The organism is Deltaproteobacteria bacterium (assembly GCA_026712905.1).
Classification (GTDB): domain Bacteria; phylum Desulfobacterota; class Binatia; order UBA9968; family JAJDTQ01; genus JAJDTQ01.
Map to the genome: position 1 here is coordinate 37,448 of JAPOPM010000163.1, position 21,265 is coordinate 58,712.

Genomic DNA, 21,265 nt, shown 5'->3' on the forward strand with positions numbered 1-21,265 from the left:
CGCCTTCCTCCACACGCTGACCGTTGACACGCTTACGAGCTCCGTGAAATCATACTTTACATTTGGACGCCTGAATGTAAGATACGAGTATGATTGAACGCGCACTTTGGTTGGACCGAGTCCTCCGAGCCTGGTCACGTCGGTCCGTGGTCTGGCTATCGGGAGTCCGTCGGGTAGGCAAGACGACGTTGGCGCGGATGCTGCCGGATGAGAACGTCATCCATCTGAACTGTGATCTGCCGTCCTCGCTTCGGGCTCTCGAGGATCCGGAGCTGTTCCTGGAAGGTCAGACGCCGGGGGCCGTCGTAGTGTTGGACGAGGTGCACCGTCTGACCGACCCCAGCCGTCTATTGAAGATCGCGGCCGACGAATATCCGCAGGTCAGAGTGTTGGCCACGGGATCGTCGACGTTGGCTGCCACCGGCAAGTTTCGTGACTCGCTCACGGGACGCAAGGCGGAAGTGCACCTTTGCCCGGTGTTGTGGGAGGAATGTTCCGGTCCGTTCGGGATCGGAAGTCTCGACCGCCGGCTGCTTCACGGCGGCCTGCCGGAGCCGCTGTTGGCGGAGCGCAAGGACCCCGAGTTCTTCAGCGAATGGATCGACGGCTTCTACGCCCGCGACATCCTGGAACTGTTCGCGATCCGCAACCGTCAGGGCTTCCTGTCCCTTTTCCGGCTGCTGCTGCGCCAGAGCGGCGGGCAACTCGACTACGGTAAGCTCGCCAGTCTCAGCGAACTCAGCCGTCCGTCCGTCAAGGCCCACATCGAGGCCATGCAGATCGCTCACGCGGTGCATCTGGTGCGCCCCTTCCATGGCGGCGGCCGGCGCGAGATCGTCAGCCGCCCCAAGTGTTATGCCTTCGATACGGGTTTCGTCACGCTGGAAAAGGGTTGGGACAGTGTCAGGGACGACGACCGCGGGCTGCTGTGGGAGCATCTCGTTCTGGACGCTCTGCGTTTCAGGCACCGGGACGAGGATATCTTCTACTGGCTGGACAAGTCGCGCCGCGAGGTGGACTTCGTGGTCCGCCGGGGACGCGACCGGTTGGATCTCTTCGAGTGCCGGATCGATCCCGACAGGTTGAACATCGCCGCGGTCCAGGCGTTCCGCGAAATTTATCCGCTGGGGGACAACTACCTTGTCAGTCCCGCGGCCAAGCGCCCATACCGCGTGCGACGGGGTGACTGGGTGTTCAACGTGTGCACGACCGGGGGGTTACCGGCGACGACCGGTCTGGCCTGACGGGAAAACGCACCTCTCCGACGTGATTCGCCACCCGGACCGATCATCGGTACCGCGCCCAAGGTCTACTTTATTCGTCAGCAGTCGTCGGCATCGAAATACGCCAGGAGCTGGCGGCGGATGCCGTTGTGGCCGGGGTCGTCGTAGTGGCGGATGCCGAAGTAGTAGCAGCAGCTTTCGTTGTCGAGGTCGTTGTGGAAGACGCGAAGGCGGCCGTCCTGGAAGCGGATGCGGGCGAGGCAGGTGCCGCCAGGGACGCTGGAGGTCATCACCTCTTCAACGATGCCGACGCCCCACTGGAGGTTGCGGTTGTGCTTGACCTGCTCTCCCGCCCTCAGGAATAGCCTTACGTCGTTGCGCACGGTCCTTCTCCCTGCTTGGCTTGCACGGTAACAGCATCGGCCGGGCAATACAAATCGGCGCCCGGCGCTCTCGGCGTGCCGTGACCGCCCTGCTGCTCACGCGAGGAACGATGCCAGGACACCGGCCAGCGCCTCCGGGTTGTCCTGCTGGACCATGTGGCCCGCGTCGGCAACGGTCACCAGACTTGCGCCCGGAACCAGCTTGCAACGAGCCTCGATGTCGCCGCGTTCCCGGTGATCGCTCTCGGCGCCTTGAACGACCAAGGTCGGGCAGGCGACGCGGCGCAGGAACGCGCGGAACTGTTCCAGGTAGAAGGGTTGCGGCGTTGTGGTGCGGTGAAGCGGATCGAACTTCCATTGCCATGCGCCCGACTCGCTACGGCGCATGCCGTGCTTCGCCAGGTGGCGCGCCCGTTCCGCCGTCAACCTCGGATGGGCGCGCAGGAGGCGGTCCACCGCCTCGTCCGGACTCGCGTAGCCGGCGCCCTCCTTCACCGCCGGAACCTGCTCCAGCCATCGCGCCGCGCGACCGGGCGCGTCGGCGAACGACATCCCCACCGGACCCAATCCCTCCACCAGCGCGAGCCTGGACACCCGCTCGGGATGAGTCCCCGCGTACAGGCACGCGATGGTGCCGCCCATGGAGTGGCCCACGAGCCGCACGACCGGTTGACCAAAATGCCGGATGAGGGCGTCGAGATCGAGCAGATAGTCGAAGAAATGATAGTAGCCGCCGGCGCCTACCCAGCCGCTGTCGCCGTGGCCCCGACAGTCCGGCGCCACGAGCCACAGGTCCGGCAGCGTCGCCAGTAGTTCATCGACGAAGAAGTCCCAGGTCCGACAGTGGTCGCGGAAGCCGTGGACGAGGATGAGCGGTTGCGAGCCCTGCCTGCCCCACTCGACCCAGTGTATGCGCAGACCGCGCACGTCCAGGCTGTGATGTTCGGGTTTCAACGGCCCGGAACTTTCCGCGTCGGGCTCTCCACGAAATCGCCGACGTCCGGGTCCCACGCGTAGACCGCGGCGCGGCCGACCTTGCCGCCCATGACGGAGATGACGATCTGCGCCGTGTCCGGATAGGTAGGCTCGCCAAAGGGCGTGGCGCAGGCCTTGTCTTCGGCGGAGAAGTAGGCGTCGTGATCGGGATGGGAGTGGTAGAGGGCCTTGAACGCCAGGCCGCGGCGTTCCGCCTGTTCCAGGATCGCTTCCAATTCCCTGGGATCCAGGGTGTAAGCGGTCCGCGCGTCCCTGGGAAACGTCTCGGGGTCGGTGGCGTGCAGCCGGTTCTGGATGTTCTCGAGCCGATGTACCTCGTCGCCGCCCTCGCCGCCGAGGATCACCCCGCAGCATTCCTCCGGGTAGGTCTCCGAGGCGTGTTCAGCGATGTTTGCGAAGACCGGCTCGCTCAGCACGAACACTGGACCCTCCCCACCACTCCTGGATTCCCGCTTTCGCGGGAACGACCGAACGGGGATGACCGCACTAGTCGATGATTCCCTCTTGCGTGAACGCCTCGAACTCCGCTTCCGAGAGGCCCAGCAGTTCGCGGTAGACGTAGGCGTTGTGCTCGCCCAGCAGAGGATCCGGGCGGTCGGGGCCGCTGTCGCTCTCGGACAGGGTGTAGGGGGCGCGCTGGTAGGACATGGCGCCGATCTCGGCCTGTTCCATGCGGGTCCACTGCCCCCGGTGCACGAGCTGGGGGTCGTCGTAGATCTGTTCCATGCCGTTGATCATGCCCGCGGGGACGCCCGCGGCCTGGAGCTTCTCCACCAGCTCCCGCGCCTCGAATTGCCGGGTCCACTCGCCGATGCGCGCTTCCAGCTCGTCGGCGCGGGCGCGCCGGCGTTCGGCCGTGGAGTACTCGTCGCGGCCGCCCCAGTCCGGGCGGTCCATGGTCTGGCACAGCGCGCGCCACTGCTCGTCGGATGCCACGCTCAGCACGCACCATTGGTCCTCCCCCGCGCAGGGGAAGGCGCCGTGGGGCGAGGCCTCCGGGTGGCGGTTGCCGTCGCGTTCGGCGATGCGGCCGTTGACGGTGTAGTCCAGCAACAACGGCGCGATGTACTGGAGGCCGGTCTCGTACTGCGCCAGATCGATGTGCTGGCCGCGGCCGGTGGCCTCGCGGTACTCCAGGGCCGCCAGCACGGCCACCACGCCGTAGCCCACCGCGATGTAGTCGATGTAGGGGCCGTAGAGGATCTGGGGGGAGCCGTCCCGGTAGCCCGTAAGGTTGGTGAAGCCGGCCAGGGAAGAGAGCTGGGAGCCGAAGCCGGGATGGTGCGCGTGGGGTCCGGTCTGTCCCAGGTTCGAGCTGCTCAGCATGATAAGCCGCGGGTTGACCTCCCTCAGGGCCTCGTAGCCCAGGCCCAACCGGCCAATGGTGCCGGGGCTGAAGTTCTCCACCAGGACGTCCGCCCACTCCACGAGGCGCTTGGCCAGGGCAAGGGCTTTCGGGCCCTTCTTCAGGTTGAGGGTGATGCCCAGTTTCTCGCTGTTGCACAGGGCGAACAGACCGGACCGGTTCAGCCCGTGAATGTTGTCCTTGTACGGCGGATAGTGGGTGCGGAAGCCGTCGGGCCGCGTCCGCGACTCCACGTGCACCACCGTGGCCCCCTGGTCCACGAGATGCTTGCCCACCACGGGTCCGGCCGCGTATGCGGCGGCCTCCACGACCTTGAGACCTTCCAGTGCTTTCATGACGCTTTCATTCCATGGATTCGTTGATGAGGCGACGACGCGGACCGTCCGGCAATGGCGTTCCTCGTCCCGCGTCGCCCGCCGAGAATTTTCGCTATATCACGCCCGCGCTGTCCAGTCGCGCCAACTCCCCGGCATCCAGTCCCAGCTCGCCATAAACTTCCCCGTTGTGTTCGCCGATGAGGGGCGCCCGCCGGTAGATCCGGCACGGCACTTCCGAGAAACGGGCGAACCCCCCGGGGTAGGTCAGGGAGCGGTTCAACTCGGGATGCTCCACCTCCTGCCAGAAATCCCGCGCCGCGAGCTGGGGATCCGCCAGGAGTTCCTGGGCGGTGGACACGGGATAGCCCAGCATGCCGCGGCCGGTCACGGCCTCGAAGAACTCCCGCTTGGTGACCCCGGTGAAGAACTCGGCGATGGGCGCCTCCATGACGTCGATCTCTTCCTGGGTCACGCGCTCGATGTTGAACGTGCGCCAGTCCCTTTCCAGCAGGAACGCGGGCGCCTCACCCTTCTCGGCCATCCACTCCACCAACGCCTGGTTGGTCTTGCGGCCGGCCTCGCCCCCGTAAATGATGAAGTTCAGGTAGCCGTCCTTGCAGGGCCAGAAAACCCGCATCTTGGCGCCGGTGATGGTGCGGCCGGTCATGAAGGAGCCGGCGCGCTTTTCCACCGAGCGGTTGAGGTCCCAGAAGGTATGCGCGTGGGAGAAGCCCCAGAGCATGCACGCCTGGGCGGACACGTCCACGTGTTCGCCGCGGCCGGTGCGCCGCCGCTGGGTGTGGGCCACCAGCGCCGCCATGGCGGCGTAGGAGCCGGTCCACTGGTAGGACTGGGGAAAGGTCACCCGGAGCGGCGGCTTGCCCGGATCGCCGGTGAGCGACATGCAGCCGCTCATGGCCATGATCTCGATGTCCGTGGCGCGGTAGCGGCTGTAGGGACCGGTCTGGCCGAAGGGGGTGATGGAGACCTGAACCAGCCTGGGGTTGACGCCGCGCAGCACGTCGTGGGCGAGGCCGATGTCCTCCAGGTAGCCCGGCCGGAACGTCTCCAGGACGAAGTCCGCCTTCTCCACGAAACGCTTGAACAGCTCCCGCCCCTCGGCTGACTCGAGGTTCAGCGTGATCCCGCGCTTGTTGTTGTTGAACGCGAACCAGTAGAGGCTCTTTTCCGGGTCCTGCCCGCCGTCGAGGTACGGACCGATGCGCCGGGCCGCGTCGCCGCCCGGACGCTCCACCTTGATCACGTCCGCGCCGAGATCACCCAGCGTCTTGCCGCAGAGGAAGCCGAGTTCGTCGGTCAGGTCCAGGATACGATAGGGAGACAAAGGTCCGTTTTCGCGTAGAGTCATCGTTCAACCAAGGTTCGATTTTGAGTCAGTATTCCATGTAGTTCGACACGCGCCAACCCGCCTCTTCCTTGCGCACGCGGATCATGAGTCTGCGGTTGAACTCGCCGCCTCCATCGGGGCGGATGGTGAGCTCGTAGACAAAGGCGGTGCGTCCCCTGGACTCCCGTTGTTGCAACAGCTTGTAGTAGACCCGGGGCTTGCGCGTGGCCACGTCGATGGCCTGGCCCGAGGTGAGCCGAAGCTCCTCATCGATCTTGCTCCGCGCGAGACCGGCGGTGAGATCCCTGGCCCTGGCGAGGTCGATCTCGACGTAGTGCCGGTCCAAGAACGCCTCGGCGGCGGCCCGAGGCGTGGTGTCGCCTTCCCCCTGGCAGCCCGCGAGTGCCAGCAGCAGCGCCACGCACAGAACACCGCGCCGGTTCACGCCGTTGGACTCCGCGGCGCGAACGGGTCCCGGCCCTTGGTCCGCATCAGGAACCACAGGCACAGCACCGCGCCGACGGTGATGAAGCTGTCCGCGACATTGAACGCGGGCCAGTGGTAACCGTTCCAGTACACGTCCAGGAAATCGATCACCTCGCCGTAGAACACGCGATCGATGAGGTTGCCCAGCGCGCCCGCCAGTATGAACGTCAGCGACAGGATCAGCCCGGTATCGGTCTCCACCAGCCTGCGCAGCAGGTGGATGATGAAGCCCACGGCCGCCAACGAGAACACGATCAGAATGAAGGAGCCCACGGCCCTGCGCTCGCCGGCCAGCAGCCCGAAGGCGGCACCCGTGTTGCGCGCGTGGGTCAGGTCGAACCAGCCCTCGATGACCGGAATGGAGCGGTACAGCGGAATCGTGCGGTCCACGATCAGCTTGGTGCCCTGGTCGAGCAACAGGATCGCGGCCAGCAGCAGGATTACGCGTGCGCGTTTTCGGCCCGCGGTAAAGATCGCAACACCTCCGCGCAGCGCGGGCAGACGCCCGGTTGGTCCGGGTCCTCGCCCACGCCCACGTGATACTTCCAACATCGCTCGCACTTGGCCCCGTCCGCGGGGTACACGGCGATGGTCCCGCCCAGGTGCGTACTCTCGTAACCCGTGCCCTGACCCGCGGCCGCGGCACCGTCACCGTTGCCGGCCTCGGCGCCAGGCTCGGCCTTGGGATCCGGGTAGGCCAGGTCCGCGGGCGCACCGCCCGCCATGACGGACACCTGCGACACGATGAAGACATCCTCCCAGGGCATGGGCGCGCCTCCGCGCAGCAGCTCCCGGACGTCCGGCGCCTTGTCGTAAGCGTCCGGGTAAAGCGCCACCCGCGCGTCGAGGGAATGGCCGATGGCGCCGCACTGGCGCGCCACCTCCAGCGCCTTCAGCACCTCGCCGCGCAGGTCCAGCCGCAACTCCCACTCCGCCGCCACCGCGGCGTCCAGCAACCCTTCGTCGGGTTCCGGGATGGGCGAGAGCAGCACGCTGTCGGGGCTCGTCGCCGTGCGCGGCGCGTGCTCCCAGATCTCCTCTGCGGTGAACGACAGCACCGGCGCCATCAGGTGCACCAGGGTCTGCAGGATGCCGTGGAGGGCGGTCTGGGCCGAGCGGCGGGCAGCGGAGTCGCGCCCCGCGCAATAGAGCCGGTCCTTGACGATGTCGAGGTAGAGCGCGCTCAGGTCCACGCTGCAGTAGTTGTTGAGCGCGTGGTAGACGAAGTGGAACTCGTACCTGTCGAAGGCATCCAGGCACCGTCCCAGCAACCGCTGGTTGCGGTCGAGGATCCAGCGGTCCAGGGGTTCCAGGGCGTCCGCGCTCACGGCGTCGCGCGCCGGGTCGAAGTCGTGGAGATTGCCGATGAGGAACCGGGCGGTGTTGCGCAGCCGCCGGTACGACTCCACCAGGCGGTTCAGGATCTCGTTGGAGATGCGCACGTCGTCGCGGTAGTCCTCGGCGGCCACCCACAGCCGGATGATGTCGGCGCCGAACTTCTTGATGATCTCCTGCGGCGCGGTGACGTTGCCCATGGACTTGGACATCTTGTGGCCCTTGCCGTCGAGCACGAAGCCGTGGGTGAGGACGCCCTCGTAGGGCGCCCGGCCGCGGGTCCCCACCGAGGTCAGGAGCGAGGTGTGAAACCAACCCCGGTGCTGGTCGCTGCCCTCCAGGTAGAGGTCCGCCCGTCCGCCCAGCTCCGGGCGGCGTTCCACCACCGCGGCGTGGCTCACGCCCGAGTCGAACCACACGTCCAGGATGTCCTCCTCCTTGGAGAACCGGGTGGAACCGCAGGCCCGGCACGATAGTCCCGCGGGCACCAGCTCTTCCGGCGGGCGCGCGAACCAGGCGTCGGACCCCTCTTCCTCGAACAGTTCCGCCACGTGCTCGCACAGCGCCTCGCTCAACTGCATCTCGCCGCAGTCCTTGCAGTAGAGCACGGGGATGGGAACGCCCCAGGAACGCTGGCGGGAAATGCACCAGTCGGGCCGGTTGGCCATCATGCCGGTGATGCGGTCCTGTCCCCAGGGCGGGATCCACTGCACCCGCTCGATGGCGTCCAGGGAGCCCTGCCGCAGACCCGTGTGCGCCATGGAGATGAACCACTGCTCGGTGGCGCGGAACAGCACCGGCTGCTTGCAGCGCCAGCAGTGGGGGTAGCTGTGGTTGAAGTCCTGGGCCTTGAGCAGCTTGCCCGCCTCGCTCAGCCTGGCGACGATGGCGGGGTTGGCGTCGAAAACCATCTGGCCCGCGAACTCCTCCGCGTCCGCGGTGAAGCGTCCGGCCCCGTCCACCGGCGCGTAGGCCTCGAGGCCGTAGCGCTGGCCGGCCTCGAAGTCCTCGTGCCCGTGGCCCGGCGCCACGTGAACGCAGCCGGTACCCTGATCCGCGGTGACGAAGTCGCCGAGGATGACCGCGACGTCCCGCTCGAGCCACGCGTGCGCGCACACGATGCCCTCCAGCTCGGCCCCGGACCAGGACCCCTCCAGCGCCTCGAACTCGCCGGCGCCGTAGCCGAAGACCTCCATCAGCGAGGACGACAGCTCCTCCGCCACCACCAGCACGCCCGCGGGCGTGCGTACCCGCCGGTAACGCATCTCCGGGTGCAGGGCGATGGCCTGGTTGGCCGGCAGCGTCCAGGGCGTGGTGGTCCAGATGACGAAGGCGCAGTCCTCATCGGGCAGCTTTCCCTTGGCATCCTTGACCGGAAACTTCACGTACACCGAGGGCGTCACCTGATCGTTGTACTCGACCTCGGCCTCGGCCAGGGCGGTGGCGCAGGACGCACACCAGTACACCGGCTTCTTGCTCCGGTACATCGCGCCGCTGGCCATGAACTTGCCCAGCTCGCGCACCTCGGTGGCCTCATAGGAATAGTCGATGGTGCGGTAAGGCTCCTCCCACCGACCCAGCACTCCCAGGCGCTTGAACTCCTCGCGCTGCACCCCGATGAACTTCTCCGCGTGTTCCCGGCACAGCCTGCGCACCTCCACCTTGCTGAGGGCGTTCTTCTTGGCGCGCCCGAGGCTCTTTTCCACCTGCAGCTCGATGGGAAGCCCGTGACAGTCCCAGCCCGGGATGTAGGGCGCGCAGAAACCGCGCATGCTCTTGTACTTGACGATGATGTCCTTCAGGACCTTGTTGAGCGCGTGTCCGATGTGAATGCGCTCGTTGGCGTAGGGGGGGCCGTCATGGAGGATGAACGTCGGGCGGCCGCGATTGGCCTCCACCATCTGCTCGTGAATGGCTTCACGCTCCCACTGCTCCACCCGCGCGGGCTCCTTCTGGGGCAGGTTGCCGCGCATGGGAAACGCGGTCTTGGGGAGGTTGAGCGTTGCTTTGTAATCCATGAACTTCGTCCCTCACTTGCCGGCAAGCGACTTCCGGAACGTCGGGTTGACCATGCGGGGAATTCGGGCCTCGGGTCGAGTCGTCGTGTCCTCGACCGGGCCGCTGATCGGGCCGAGCAGGTTGAAAAGAGTTGTAACACAAAGCCGCTTCGTATGGTACAGCCCGACGGCCGCCGGGTGGATTCACACGCGGCCTTGTGATATGAAACCGGCAGTTCCGACGGGCTTTCCGCTCGTTCTCATTCCCGCTGAAGCAGCGTTCCGCCTTGCCGTTCATCCGTGTGATCGACGAATCCCGCGGCGGGTGCCGGTTCGGCATTTCGAGGAGGCATCTCCATGGCCAAGAAACAACCAGGCAAGGCCAGCGCGCGTCAGATCGGGCAACTCAGGAAAACCGTGGCGCTGGCCACGCGCATCCTCTTCCACCAGGGACTCGCCGACTACCACGGCCACGTGAGTGCGCGCATCCCCGGCACCAATCGCCTGCTCATCAAGCCGGTGCTCGCACCCCTCGGGTCCATCCGCGCCAAGGACCTCATGGAAGTGGACATCGACGACTACATGGAGAACTGCGAAGCCAACTGGGCCAAGGCCGGAAACCAGAAGGCGGTCATCGATCTCAAGATCCCGCCCCGTGAAACCATGATCCACGCGGCCATCCTGAATGCGCGCCCGGACCTCAACTCGGTGGTGCACACGCACCAGCCCCTGGCCACGGCCTTCGCCATCGCCGGCGTGCCCATCCGTCCCATCTACAACCAGGCCTCGGCGTTCGCCCCGGAAACGCCCATCTTCCACAGCCCCCGGCTCATCTACACGCTCCAGGACGGCGCCGAGCTGGTGGCCACGCTGGGCGACCGCATGGCCGTGCTCATGCAGGGTCACGGCATGACCACGGTGGGCGACTGTGTCGAGGAGGCCACGAGCCACGCCGTCTACCTGGAGCGCACCGCCTACATGCAGTGGGTGGCCAGCAGCATCGGCGAGGCGCCCTCCATGCCGGACCGGAACATCGCCGTCATGGGTGCCACGAACCGCGGCCGCGCCCATCACGCGTTCGCCTATTTCTCCGGCCTGCTGCCGAACGACATGAAGGACTAGTGTGGTGTCTCACAAATACGCTTATGACTCTGCGGGTCCTTTTGGCCGTCGGCTGCGTTGCTCTTCCTCACGTGGTATTGGCCACTGCTCGTCATCGCGCCTTGCCGACGACCAAAATGCCCTCGCAGATTCACAAGCGTATTTGTGAGACACCACACTAGCGGGCGCCGACAACAACCACGAACACCGCACGACAAGGAAGGTGAAGCATGGCCGAAGCGAACAGCGCCGGGTCCGCGGGGACCAGCCGCCCGATTCAAGACCTCCGTGAATGGCTCGACCGGGCCGAAGGGGTCAACGAGCTGATCCAGATCGACAAGCCGGTGGACCGCGACGAGGAGATGAGCGCCATCACCTACCTGGTGGCCAAGCAGGAGCCGTCGCCCGCCATCCTGTTCGAGAACCCCAAGGGGTTCGAGGACAGCGCCATCGGCGCGCGCATGCTGTGGAACATCCTGGGGCCGAGCCCCAAGCGCATCGCCCTCACCATCGAGGAGCCGCCCGAGACTCCCACGCTGGAGCTGATCCGCCGGCTGAAGGAGAAGATGAAGGACCGCATTCCGCCGCGCGAGATCCCGGCGGCCCAGGCGCCGGTGTACGAAAACACCCTCGCCGGCGACGACATCGACCTGGAGCAGCTCCCCATCCCGCGCCACTGGCCGCTGGACGGCGGCCGCTACGCCGGCACGGCGGACGCGGTGTTCACGCGCGACCCGGACTCCGGCTACCTCAACATCGGCACCTACCGGATGATGCTCCAGGGCAAGAACGAGGTGGGGCTCTACCTGTCGCCGGGCAAGGACGCGCGCCTGCACATCACCCGCTCCTGGGAGAAGGGCGAGGCCGTGCCCGTGGCCGCGGCCTGGGGCATCGACCCGCTGTTCATGCTGGTGGGCTCCCAGACCTTCCCCAAGAACGTGTCCGAGTACGAGTTCGCCGGCGGCATCAAGGGCGAAGCCATCCCGGTGGTGCGCGCCGAGACCAGCGACCTGTTGCTGCCGGCCAACGCCGAACTGGTGATCGAGGGCGTCATCCGCCCCAATTCCGTCAAGACCGAAGGGCCGTTCGGCGAATTTCCGGGCTACTACGGCCGGCCCGAGGCGGGCTGTCCGCTGGTGGAGGTCACCCGCGTGCACCATCGCACCCGCCCGGTGCTCACCAACGCCATCATGGCGGACTACCCATCGTGCGAGCAGAGCGGCTTCTTCGCCATCATCCGCTCGGCGCGCATCTGGGACGACATGGAGAAGCTCGGCATCCCGGGCGTGCAAGGCGTCTACGCCCACCCGGCGGGCGCCGGCGGCTTCGGCATGACGGTCATCAGCCTGGAGCAACGCTACGCCGGTCACGCGGCCCAGTGCCTGGCGCTGGCGGCGCAGGTACCCGGCGGCGCCTACTACACCAAATGGATCATTGCCGTGGACGAGGACATCGACCCCACGGACATGGACCAGGTGATCTGGGCCATGAGCAGCCGCTCCAACCCCATCGAGGACATCGACGTGCTGCGCAACACCTGGAGCACGTGGCTGGACCCGACCCAGAACCCGCCGGAGGAGCGGCCCTACGGCTCCAAGGCGCTCATCAACGCCTGCAAGGAGCACCGCTACCTGCCGGTCTTCTCCAAGCGCACCACCCTGCGCCGGGAGATGTACGACCAGGTGGCGGAACGCTGGAAGGAACTGGGGCTGCGCGGCACCATACCCACGGTGCGCGCCTTCGAGGAAGACAAAAAGGTCGTGTACCACGAACAGGGCGGATTCGAACCCGGCAAGGAATAGCGGGCCGCGGGCTTGTTGCCCAGGGCACGACCCTGTGATATTGTTGGGCCGGTTTCTGAGTTTGGCCGATCAGTTGTAATTGGCGATCACGCCGTCGGGGTGCAAGGAACAGGGTTATCGAACCCGGGAATAGGTGTCGGATGGACATTCAAGAGGAAACCAGCGGATCCACGATCGTTGTGGCCCCGAGCGGGCGCGTTGACGGGTTTACCAGCCCCGAGCTGGAGAAACGCATCTCGGAAATCATCGAGCGCGGCGATCATCGCGTGCTGTTGGACTGCGCCAACATGGACTACATCAGCAGCGCCGGACTGCGCGTGGTCCTTGTGAGCGCCAAGAAGTGCCAGCAGCAAGGCGGAAAGTTGTCGGTGTGCGCGCTCCAGCCCTCGTGCAAGTCGGTCATGGAGGTCAGCGGCTTTCTCAACATGCTCGAATACCACGAGACCCGCGATTCAGCCCTCGCCGCGGGATAGGTCGAGGCGACGCCATGCTCACATTCACCGAAGAAATCACACTCTTGATGCTGGACGACGATGGGCTGTTCCTGCCCATCCGCGGCGGCGCCGTGGAACACATCCTGATCGGCGCGGTGTTGATGGATCTGGCTTTCGCCAACCGCGTCGACACGGACCCCGAGCGGCTCGTGGTCATCGATGCCACGCCTACCGGCAATTCCCTGTTCGACGGCGCGCTGGAGCGCATCGCCAACTCCGGCGAGAACCTGGACACCAAGGGATGGGTGGAGTTGCTGGCGCGGGAGCAGGCCGCCGCCATTCGCCAGCGAGTCATGGACAACCTCATCGAACGCGGCATCATCGAGGCCAAGGACGAGCGCTTCCTGTGGGTGTTCCAGTCGCGGCGCTATCCCACCATCGACGGGCGCGTGGAACGCGGCGTCAAGCTGCGCATGGAGGACGTACTGCTGTCCGACGACATGCCCGATCCCCGTGACATCGCACTGGTATGCCTCGTCGACGCCTGCGACATCCTCGGCGATCTTTTCTCGGAGCGGGAGATGGAGCGGGTGCGCCCGCGCATCGAACAGCTCCGCAAGATGGACCTCATCGGCCGCGAGGTCGGCGCCGTCATCGCCGACATCGAGGAGTCCATCACCATGGCCATGGCCCAGGTGGCGCACTAGCGAGTTTCCGCCAGGCCACTCGAACAGCCCTGCCCGGCGCAACGCGCCTTGTCCACCAGATCGGGGTCGACCGGCACCGCTTTGCGAGCCCGTGCCCGTACTTCCGGCGCCCCACCCGCTTGCACATTTCCAAGAAAGTTCTACCTCCTCGCCGCTAAAGTCCGGCTCTCCGTGGTCGATCCTTATTCGTGAGGCCGAAGGAATCTGGCCTCGTCCGAGAGCCGGTGATGAACCAGTCCCGTCGCACAGACATACTCTTGCTCGTGGCGTTGTGCGTCTTTCTCGTGGGCACGCTCACGTGGGCCTCCGTGGCGGAGGTGGAGCTGGCGGCGGTGGCGCCCGGGCGGATCGTCCCCACCGAACAGGTGAAGGTGATCCGGTCCTTCGAGGCCGGCAAGATCAGGCGCATCTCCGTGGAGGAAGGGAGCCCGGTGGAACGCGACGACCTCCTCATCGAGTTCGACACGACCCTCGTGGACGCCGAGATCTCCAAACGCACGAGCGAACTCCAGACCCGGTCGGTGGAGGCGGCGCGCCTGGTGGCCCTCCTGGGCTGGCGCGAAAAACGCAACTTCCGCCCACCCGACGGCGCGCCGCCCGCGATCGTCTCCATCCACGAGGCACTCCTGACGGATCAGATCGCGGCGCACCGCGCACACCTCCGGGAACTCGACAACCGCATGGCCGAGCGCCGGGCGGAGAGGGGCACCCTGGAGGCCGCCCTGGCGAAGCATCGCCGGCTTCTGCCGATCCTGCGCGAGCGAACCGCCATGCGCGAGACCCTCTATCGCACGAACCACGGCTCACGCCTGGCCTTCATCGACGAACAGGAACGGCTGGTGGAGATGGAGGGCAACACGGCGTTGCGCGAGCGGGAGCTGGCCGAGGTCCGGGCCGGGTTGGCGGCGATGCGGGCGCAGAAGGAGCGGACAGTGTCGGAGTTCTACCGCGAGCGCCGGGGCGCCCTGGCCGCCGTGAGCGAGCGTATCCTCGTGCTGCGCGAGGACATTCGCCAGGCGCGGGAGCTGCGCGCGCGCCATACCCTGCGCGCACCCGTGGACGGCGTCGTCCAGGACCTCGCGGTGCATACGGAAGACGGCATGGTGGAACCGGGCGCCCGACTCATGGTCATCGTTCCCCGCGACGCCGGCATCCAGGTGGAAGCGTTTATCGCCAATTCCGACATCGGTTTCGTCAAGCCCGGCCAGCGGGTCACCCTCAAGGTGACCACGTTCGATTTCCGCCGCTACGGCGCCATCGAGGGGACCGTGCGCCACGTCGGCAAGGACGCGGTGAACGCGGGAGCCCAGGACGGAGTCTCGGCGGGTGCGGCAGGCGCATCCTCCCCCGCGTCCGGAACCGTACCGAGCGGCCCCGTGTTCAAGGCTCTCATCGATCTCGACCAGAGCTACATGGTGGTGGAGGGCCGGAAGATCAACCTGCTGCCCGGCATGTCATCGGAGGCCGCGGTCATCCTGGGCAAACAACGCCTCATCGAATACGTCCTTCAGCCTCTTCGCGGCTACCGGCAGGACGCATTCCGGGAGAAGTAAGTGCACACGGACACGAACGTTTCGACCCCTGTTCCATGCACGGCGGAGTTCCCGCGGGCGTCCGACCCCGCGGCATGGGTGCCGGGCGACCTCGACCGGTCGCCCGCGTGGTTGCATGATTTCACCCCGAACGAGCTGACGGAGTTGTCGGCGATGTCTCGCGCCGCCCTTCACGGCGAACCCCCCTCGGTGCCGGCAGGTTCCTTCCTCGCGTGGCAGATGGCGCGGACCGGGTGGGAGCTGCGCTCGGGCGTGGGGTTCCGGATCCTGCGCGGGCTTCCGGTTCAGGAGCTGACGGCACAGGCCGCGGCCACGACGTTCATGGCGCTGAGCCGGTGTCTCGGCGAGCCCGTGGAACAGTTCAGAGGGGTTACGCTCGCGCACGTGCGCGAGGAGGCGGAGAACAAGGGTCTGGGCTTCCGCGCCGCCGGCGCCCTTCCCTTCCACGCCGACCTCGAAGACGTGATCGGGTTCGTGTGCCTGCGCGCCGCCCGTGGCGGCGGCACACGGCGCTTCGCCAGCGCCGCCAGCGTCTACAACATCCTGGCGGCCGACTGTCCGGATCAACTGCGCGTCCTCACCCGCCCCTTCCACGTGGCGCTGCAGGAGCCTCATCCGGACTACGGGCACCGCTGGACCCGCCTGCCGTTCGTGAGCGTCCGCGACGGCGTCTTCAACGCCTGCGCCTATCCGGTGCACATCAAGCGGGCACAGAGACTTGCGGGGGTTCCGGAGCTGACAGCGGCACAGAACCAGGCACTGGAGGTGTTCAACGAGGTCGCGGACCAGGTGGCGGTTTCACTGGAGCTTCGACCCGGGGACGTCGAGTACTTCAACAACCACGTGGTCCTGCATTCGCGCACACGCTTCACCGGCGACGGCTCCGAGCGCCATCTGCTGAGAGTCTGGCTCTCCGTGGCCGACTTCAGGCCCCTCGATCCGGAGCACCCGATCCGTCTTCGGCGCAAGGGGAAGGAACGCGTCCCGGCGGCGTGAGCGGCCGCGGCCTTGGGTCATTCGGTGGCCAGCAGCCGCCCCCGGCCCCATTCCTCGTGGCGGAAGATGAGGGACTTGATGACCACCGGCACCGCCTTGGCGTCCGGCAGTTCCTCACCGATGTCGACGAAGTCGAAGTCCTTGAGGTCGATGCCGTCAATGGAGATGACCCCGGCCCCGGGGAGGATTTCCTTGTCGATGATGTTGCCCACGAGCTTGGCGATGTCCGCGTCGAACACCAGCACGAGGTGATGTCCCCGGCGCAGGTGCTCGCGCATGCCTTCCACCACACCGGTGGCCAGGGTCTTGATGAGGGGGTAGGAGGGGCCCAGGTCCCAATGGAGCGCCAGCGCCGCGCCGCGGTCGCCGTCGGTCATGTCGAAGCGCTGGAGCGCGTTCTCGATGGAACCGCGCACGTCCTCGGTGGAGAGCGGCTCGGTCTGGCGGAAATGAGGCGTGATCACCTGCAGGTTCCGCAGCGGCAGTACCGAGTCGTCGGAAAGGAAGATGGTGTTGCCGCTCACCTGCACCGTGTACTGCGACGCACCGATGACCGTGGCACGGATGCGCACGTCCGGTTCCTTGAACCGCCACGACTCGCGGGTCGACAGTTCCACCGCGCCCGCGCGGATCTTGCGCCCCACGTAGTTGCCCAGGTCTCCCTTGTCCGCGGTCTCGTAGCCGTAGATGTACTCGGACACGCCGCCGGAGAACTGGAGCGTGTGGATCGGCCCCTCGTAGGACAGCGCCGGCGTGAGCATCATCTCCCGGGTCAGCGGCGACAGCGGCCCGCGTCCCAGCACTTCCATGAGACAGCCGCTCAGGGTGTCGGCCATGCGCTCCTTGTCGGCCTCCGCCAGCGTCTGGCCCAGGGCCAGCGACAGGCCGCTGGCCGCGGCGACGCGCGCGCCCGCGTCCTCCAGGCGGTTGATTTGCTGCGCGCCGTCCAGCGCCACCAGCCGCGCGCCCACCTCGAGCGCCGCGGTGTCCACCACCTGCCCGTCGCGGGTAACCGCGATCTTGCTGGTGCCGCCGCCGACGTCCACGTTCATGCACGCGACATCTCCGTCCTGGTTGGACAACTCCACCGCGCCGGAGCCGAACGCCGCCAGGATCGCCTCGAGGTTGTGCCCCGCGGTGGCGCACACGAACTTGCCCGCCTCCTCCGAGAACAGGGCCGCGATGGCCTCGGCGTTCTTCTTCTTGGCCGCCTCGCCGGTCACGATCAGGGCGCCGGTGTCGATGTCCTGCCGCGTAAGACCGGCGCGCGCGTAGGCGTCGTGGATGAAATCGTTGAGCTTCTCCGTATCGATGGTGAGCTTGTCGACGTACGGGGTCAGCAGGATCGGCGACTCGTACACGATCTCGCGGCTCACCACCACGAAGCGGCTCGACAGGGAGATGCCCTGGCGGCGCAGCAACAACCTGGAGAAGATGAGATGGGAGGGGGACGAGCCGATGTCGATGCCGACCGAAGTCAGCGAGATGCGCTCCGAGCGCCACATGGGGTGGTCTTCATCGGGCAGCGGCATGTCGTCGTGGTCGTGGTCTTCATGTCCTTCGTGACACAGGAGAGGAAGCTCGGCGGAATCGCGATCCATTCAAGAAGGTTCCTTTCGGGAAATGCGGGCAAACATGGTTGGCTACTAGCACAAGCCCCGGCGGCTTTCCAGTTGGAGGGCGGCGCGGCCGACGCGCCGCGATGCGCCGGAACATCCGGTCGAGAGCGCTTGTCAAAACGGGAAAAAACTCTAGAATGAATCGCGTGCTTTCGGTCGGTGCCGAACGCGCGTTGCACCCAGGCTATCAAGGGTCGACAAGCGTTCCCGAGGCGCCGGGAAGGGACCTCCAGTGCACGAAGAAGAATACCGCCCGATCGACGATTTCCTGAAGAGGTTCCTGGCGCGGTTGCGAACCGTCGAGGGGCTGGAGGCGCTCTGCCTCGGCGCCACCGCGCTGGCGGTGCTGGCGGCCCTGGGCGTCGGCGTCGACCTGGTGAAGGAGCGGCTCCTCTACGCGCCCCTGGTCTTCAGCGTGCTGTCCATCCTGATTCTCCTGGTGCTGGCGGGATTCATCCTGTACGCGTTCCTGCGCCGCCGGGGCCTGGGGTGGGCGGCGCGCGCCATCGAACGGCAACATCCGGACCTGCGCAACAACCTGATCAACTCGTTGCAGCTTTATCCGCAACTCGCGGACCCGGGAAGAGGCGCCGGCGTCTCGGCCCCGATGATCCTCGCGCTCATCCGCCAGACCCGCGCACAGATCGGCGACCTGCGGCCCACCGCACTGGTGGACACCCGGCCGCTCCGGACCAAGGCGCGCCTGCTCGCGCTGGCCGTGATCCCGGTCCTCGCGCTCGCCTTGTGGCATCCGGGGTTCCCCGCGCGCTCCCTGGCGCTGGTCGCACACCCGCTGGAGCACATGCCGCCCGCCGAGATCTTCATCCACGTCGTGACCCGCGACGTGCGCGTCATCCGCGGCACCGCGGTATCGGTGGAAGCCGTCACCTCCGGCGCGCAGCCCGAGGTCGTGGAACTCGCTTTCCGGCCCCCGCCCTCTTCCGGCGCCGGCGAAGCCGCCGGGGTCGACGCCGTCGCCATGACGACCGGCGAGAACGCCGGCGACGCCAACCGCTACGCGGCGGTGCTGCCGGAGGTCACGGAAGATCTGGACTATCGCGTGGTGACCGGCCCCTTCGTCTCACCTTGGTACCGGATCACGGCGGTGGACCGGCCGGTGGTCACCGGCCTCAAGGTCACCCTCTATCCGCCCCACTACACCGGCCTGCCACACCAGACCTTCTCCAGCGGCAACGTGCGCGGCATCAAGGGCTCCACGCTGAGCTTCTCCGCCAGCGCCAACAAGGCCATGGCGGGCGCCGTCGTCGCCCTGGACGACGGCCGGGAGGTGCCGCTCAAGGTAGCCGGCGACCTGGCCCAGGGGAGCCTGGTGCTGTTCCGCTCGCAGCGATACCGCATTCGCATCGAGGACGGCTTCGGTTTCGAGAACCTGCCGGTTCCCTACGCGATGCACGCGGTGCCCGACGGCTTTCCGGTGGTGGAGGTGCTCAAGCCCTCGGAAGACCTGGAGGTGAACGGCGACGAACGCATCGCGCTGGAATACCGCGCGAACGACGACTACGGCCTCCAGGAAGTCACGCTGGTGGCCACCATCGGCGAGCGCGAGGAGCGCATCCCGGTGTGGCGCGCCGAGCTGACCCGTGAACTCCAGGAGACCTTCATCTGGGACCTCGACGGCATGCGCCTGGAGGAAGGCGACGTGGTGGTCTACCACCTCGAGGTGCTGGACAACGACACCATCTCGGGTCCCAAGGTGGGCAAGTCGCGGCCCCTGAGCCTGCGCCTCAAGAATCTCAAGGCCGAGCACCGCCAGGTCGCCGAGATGATCCGCGACATCTCGGACAAGATGGTGGACCTGCTGGGCGACCACCTGGAGGCGCCGCCGGACCAGCCGGCCGGTGACGAGCAGGCGGCGGACCGGCCGATAGAACGGCTGGCCGAAGGCATCGACCGGATGATGCAGCGCGTGGACGACACCATGCAGCGTACGCGCGAGGACCGCATCAGCGACTTCGCCACGTGGTCCGACCTGGAGACCCTGAAGCGCAACCTGCGGCATGCGCGCGAGGACTTGGTGGAGCAGATGCGCCAGGCGGCGTCGCCGGAGGAGCGCGAGCGCGCCCACGACGCCATGGCCACCGAGCTGGAGCGGCTCTCGATGCTGAGCGAGGACGTGAGCCGCCGGATGACGGGTCAGGACATGGCCGACTCCGCCCGCGACATGGTCAAGAACCAGGAACGCTTTCTCGAGTCGCTGGAGAAGCTGCGCAGCGGCAACAAGGAGCTGGACGAAGTGCTCCAGGAGTTGTCCAAGCTGGCACAGCAGCTCCAGGAGCTTCAGGCCTCGCTCTCGCAGTTGGCCCGCCAGATGCCCAACGAGTTCGTCAACCCGTCGTCCATGCGCAACATGCCCTTCTCGGACATGCGCTCGATGATGGAGCAGATCCGCCAGAAACTGAGGGAAGGCGACATCGAAGGGGCGCTCCAGATGGCGCGGGAGATGTTCAACCAGATGGCGCAGTTGGCCGCCATGCTGCGCAGCGGACAACAACAGGCCCAGGGCAACATGATGTCGCGCATGCAGGGGGCCATGGGCCAGTCCAGCAACGAGCTCATGGAGATTCTCCAGGAACAGCAGGACATCCTCCTGGGCACCGAACGCACCCACAAGGAGATCGCCGGGAAGATCGAGGAGATCCGCGAGCGGGCCACCCAGGAGCTCGCGGCCGGAACACGGACCGACTTGGCGGTGCTGGAAAAACTGCTGGCCGCCCCCGACCTCGAGAGCGACCGGCAACGCACGCCGGCCGAACGGGAGCGCAACGAGGCCATTCGGGGGCTCCTGACCGGACTGCGCGACATGCTCAAGAACCGGGACTTCGACACGCTGTCCAAACAGCTCGGACCGGCGACCGAAGCGTTGGCGGGGATGGGCGAGCTGGACCCGGCGCAGAACGCCGCGCTGGCCATGATGACCGAGCTGGCGCGCGCCTATGAAGCCATCGCCGGCCTTCCCGAACCCGATCTCACTCCGGAACAGGAGGAGGCCACGCGCTCGCTGGCGACCCGCGAGGACGTGCTGGAACGGCGCACCCGGGACCTCGTCGACCGGCTCCGGTACCTGTTCCAGCTCTTCCCGTCGCTCGACCCGACGATCGTCAACAGCATCGCCGAAGCGCGGGAATCCATGGCCGAGGCCCGGCACGAGCTGGGGTCGCTGCGCCCGGGACAAGCCGTGCCGCCCGAGCAGCAGGCCATCAACCTCCTGTCCCAGTCGAGTCAGCAAATGCAGCAGGCCATGCAGCGGATGGCGCAGCGCGGCCGCTTCGGGCGCGTGCCGCTGGTGCACGTATTCCGCCGGGGCCGGTTCCTGCCCACCGGCGAGTTCCTGCCGCCCACCGGTGCACCCCAGTTCCCCGAGCACGACATCGACGAGAACCTCACCGGACTGGACACGGAGAAGTTCAAGCTGCCCGGCAAGGACGACTACCGGCCCGAACGGTTTCGCGAGGAAGTCCTGGAATCGCTCAGGGAAGGCGTGCCCGATCAGTTCAAGGAACAGATCGAGCGCTACTTCAGGGAGTTGTCACAATAGCGGAGCGTGCCGTGCGGGCGGCTCGTGACCCGGGCCATGTGCCAAC

17 protein-coding genes are annotated in these 21,265 nt (G+C 66.8%); 8 read left to right on the forward strand and 9 right to left on the reverse strand.

Annotation, left to right across the window (positions count from 1 at the left end; translation table 11 throughout):
• The first annotated feature begins 89 nt into the window (after positions 1-89).
• Positions 90-1,244, forward strand: a complete 1,155-nt coding sequence (locus OXF11_13330) for an AAA family ATPase (GenBank protein MCY4488078.1) — start codon at positions 90-92, stop codon at positions 1,242-1,244.
• Between the two features lie 77 nt (positions 1,245-1,321).
• Here OXF11_13330 and OXF11_13335 read toward each other — a convergent pair whose 3' ends face one another.
• From OXF11_13335 to ileS, 8 genes are all read right to left on the reverse strand, one after another.
• Entirely contained in the window at positions 1,322-1,606 is a 285-nt protein-coding gene (locus OXF11_13335; GenBank protein MCY4488079.1) for a DUF3553 domain-containing protein, read from the reverse strand.
• A 96-nt stretch (positions 1,607-1,702) separates the two neighbouring features.
• Positions 1,703-2,560, reverse strand: coding sequence for an alpha/beta hydrolase (locus tag OXF11_13340; protein MCY4488080.1), 858 nt, complete (start codon positions 2,558-2,560; stop codon positions 1,703-1,705).
• Positions 2,557-3,024 carry a M67 family metallopeptidase gene (locus OXF11_13345; protein ID MCY4488081.1) on the reverse strand — a complete coding sequence of 156 codons (468 nt, stop codon included), beginning with the start codon at positions 3,022-3,024 and terminating at the stop codon, positions 2,557-2,559. Before OXF11_13345 ends, OXF11_13340 begins: the two co-directional genes overlap by 4 nt.
• 64 nt (positions 3,025-3,088) lie before the next feature.
• Positions 3,089-4,303, reverse strand: coding sequence for a CoA transferase (locus tag OXF11_13350; GenBank protein ID MCY4488082.1), 1,215 nt, complete (start codon positions 4,301-4,303; stop codon positions 3,089-3,091).
• A 94-nt stretch (positions 4,304-4,397) separates the two neighbouring features.
• Positions 4,398-5,630, reverse strand: a complete 1,233-nt coding sequence (locus tag OXF11_13355; GenBank protein ID MCY4488083.1) for a CoA transferase — start codon at positions 5,628-5,630, stop codon at positions 4,398-4,400.
• Positions 5,631-5,679: 49 nt separating this feature from the next.
• Positions 5,680-6,078 carry a hypothetical protein gene (locus OXF11_13360; GenBank protein MCY4488084.1) on the reverse strand — a complete coding sequence of 133 codons (399 nt, stop codon included), beginning with the start codon at positions 6,076-6,078 and terminating at the stop codon, positions 5,680-5,682.
• The gene (gene lspA, locus OXF11_13365) at positions 6,075-6,593 is read right to left on the reverse strand and encodes a signal peptidase II (protein ID MCY4488085.1); all 519 of its coding nucleotides are present in this window, start codon (positions 6,591-6,593) and stop codon (positions 6,075-6,077) included. The genes OXF11_13360 and lspA overlap by 4 nt, the downstream gene beginning before the upstream one ends.
• Positions 6,560-9,472: an isoleucine--tRNA ligase gene (gene ileS, locus OXF11_13370; protein MCY4488086.1), complete on the reverse strand. Its 2,913-nt coding sequence runs from the start codon at positions 9,470-9,472 to the stop codon at positions 6,560-6,562. Before ileS ends, lspA begins: the two co-directional genes overlap by 34 nt.
• A 336-nt stretch (positions 9,473-9,808) precedes the next feature.
• On the opposite strand from ileS, the gene OXF11_13375 reads away from it, so the two are divergent.
• From OXF11_13375 to OXF11_13400, 6 genes are all read left to right on the forward strand, one after another.
• Positions 9,809-10,573 carry a class II aldolase/adducin family protein gene (locus OXF11_13375; GenBank protein ID MCY4488087.1) on the forward strand — a complete coding sequence of 255 codons (765 nt, stop codon included), beginning with the start codon at positions 9,809-9,811 and terminating at the stop codon, positions 10,571-10,573.
• Positions 10,574-10,782: 209 nt separating this feature from the next.
• Complete coding sequence (locus OXF11_13380; protein ID MCY4488088.1) at positions 10,783-12,354, forward strand: UbiD family decarboxylase; 1,572 nt, start codon at positions 10,783-10,785, stop codon at positions 12,352-12,354.
• A 140-nt stretch (positions 12,355-12,494) separates the two neighbouring features.
• On the forward strand, positions 12,495-12,827 hold the full coding sequence (locus OXF11_13385) for an STAS domain-containing protein (GenBank protein ID MCY4488089.1): 333 nt from the start codon (positions 12,495-12,497) through the stop codon (positions 12,825-12,827).
• Positions 12,828-12,841: 14 nt separating this feature from the next.
• Positions 12,842-13,495 carry a GPP34 family phosphoprotein gene (locus OXF11_13390; GenBank protein MCY4488090.1) on the forward strand — a complete coding sequence of 218 codons (654 nt, stop codon included), beginning with the start codon at positions 12,842-12,844 and terminating at the stop codon, positions 13,493-13,495.
• Between the two features lie 227 nt (positions 13,496-13,722).
• The gene (locus tag OXF11_13395) at positions 13,723-15,048 is read left to right on the forward strand and encodes an HlyD family type I secretion periplasmic adaptor subunit (GenBank protein ID MCY4488091.1); all 1,326 of its coding nucleotides are present in this window, start codon (positions 13,723-13,725) and stop codon (positions 15,046-15,048) included.
• Positions 15,049-16,044, forward strand: coding sequence for a TauD/TfdA family dioxygenase (locus OXF11_13400; GenBank protein ID MCY4488092.1), 996 nt, complete (start codon positions 15,049-15,051; stop codon positions 16,042-16,044).
• A gap of 17 nt (positions 16,045-16,061) precedes the next feature.
• Here OXF11_13400 and OXF11_13405 read toward each other — a convergent pair whose 3' ends face one another.
• On the reverse strand, positions 16,062-17,645 hold the full coding sequence (locus OXF11_13405) for an ethanolamine ammonia-lyase reactivating factor EutA (GenBank protein MCY4488093.1): 1,584 nt from the start codon (positions 17,643-17,645) through the stop codon (positions 16,062-16,064).
• Positions 17,646-17,895: 250 nt separating this feature from the next.
• Here OXF11_13405 and OXF11_13410 point away from each other — a divergent pair, with 250 nt between their 5' ends.
• Positions 17,896-21,219, forward strand: coding sequence for a DUF4175 family protein (locus tag OXF11_13410; protein MCY4488094.1), 3,324 nt, complete (start codon positions 17,896-17,898; stop codon positions 21,217-21,219).
• Positions 21,220-21,265: the final 46 nt, after the last annotated feature.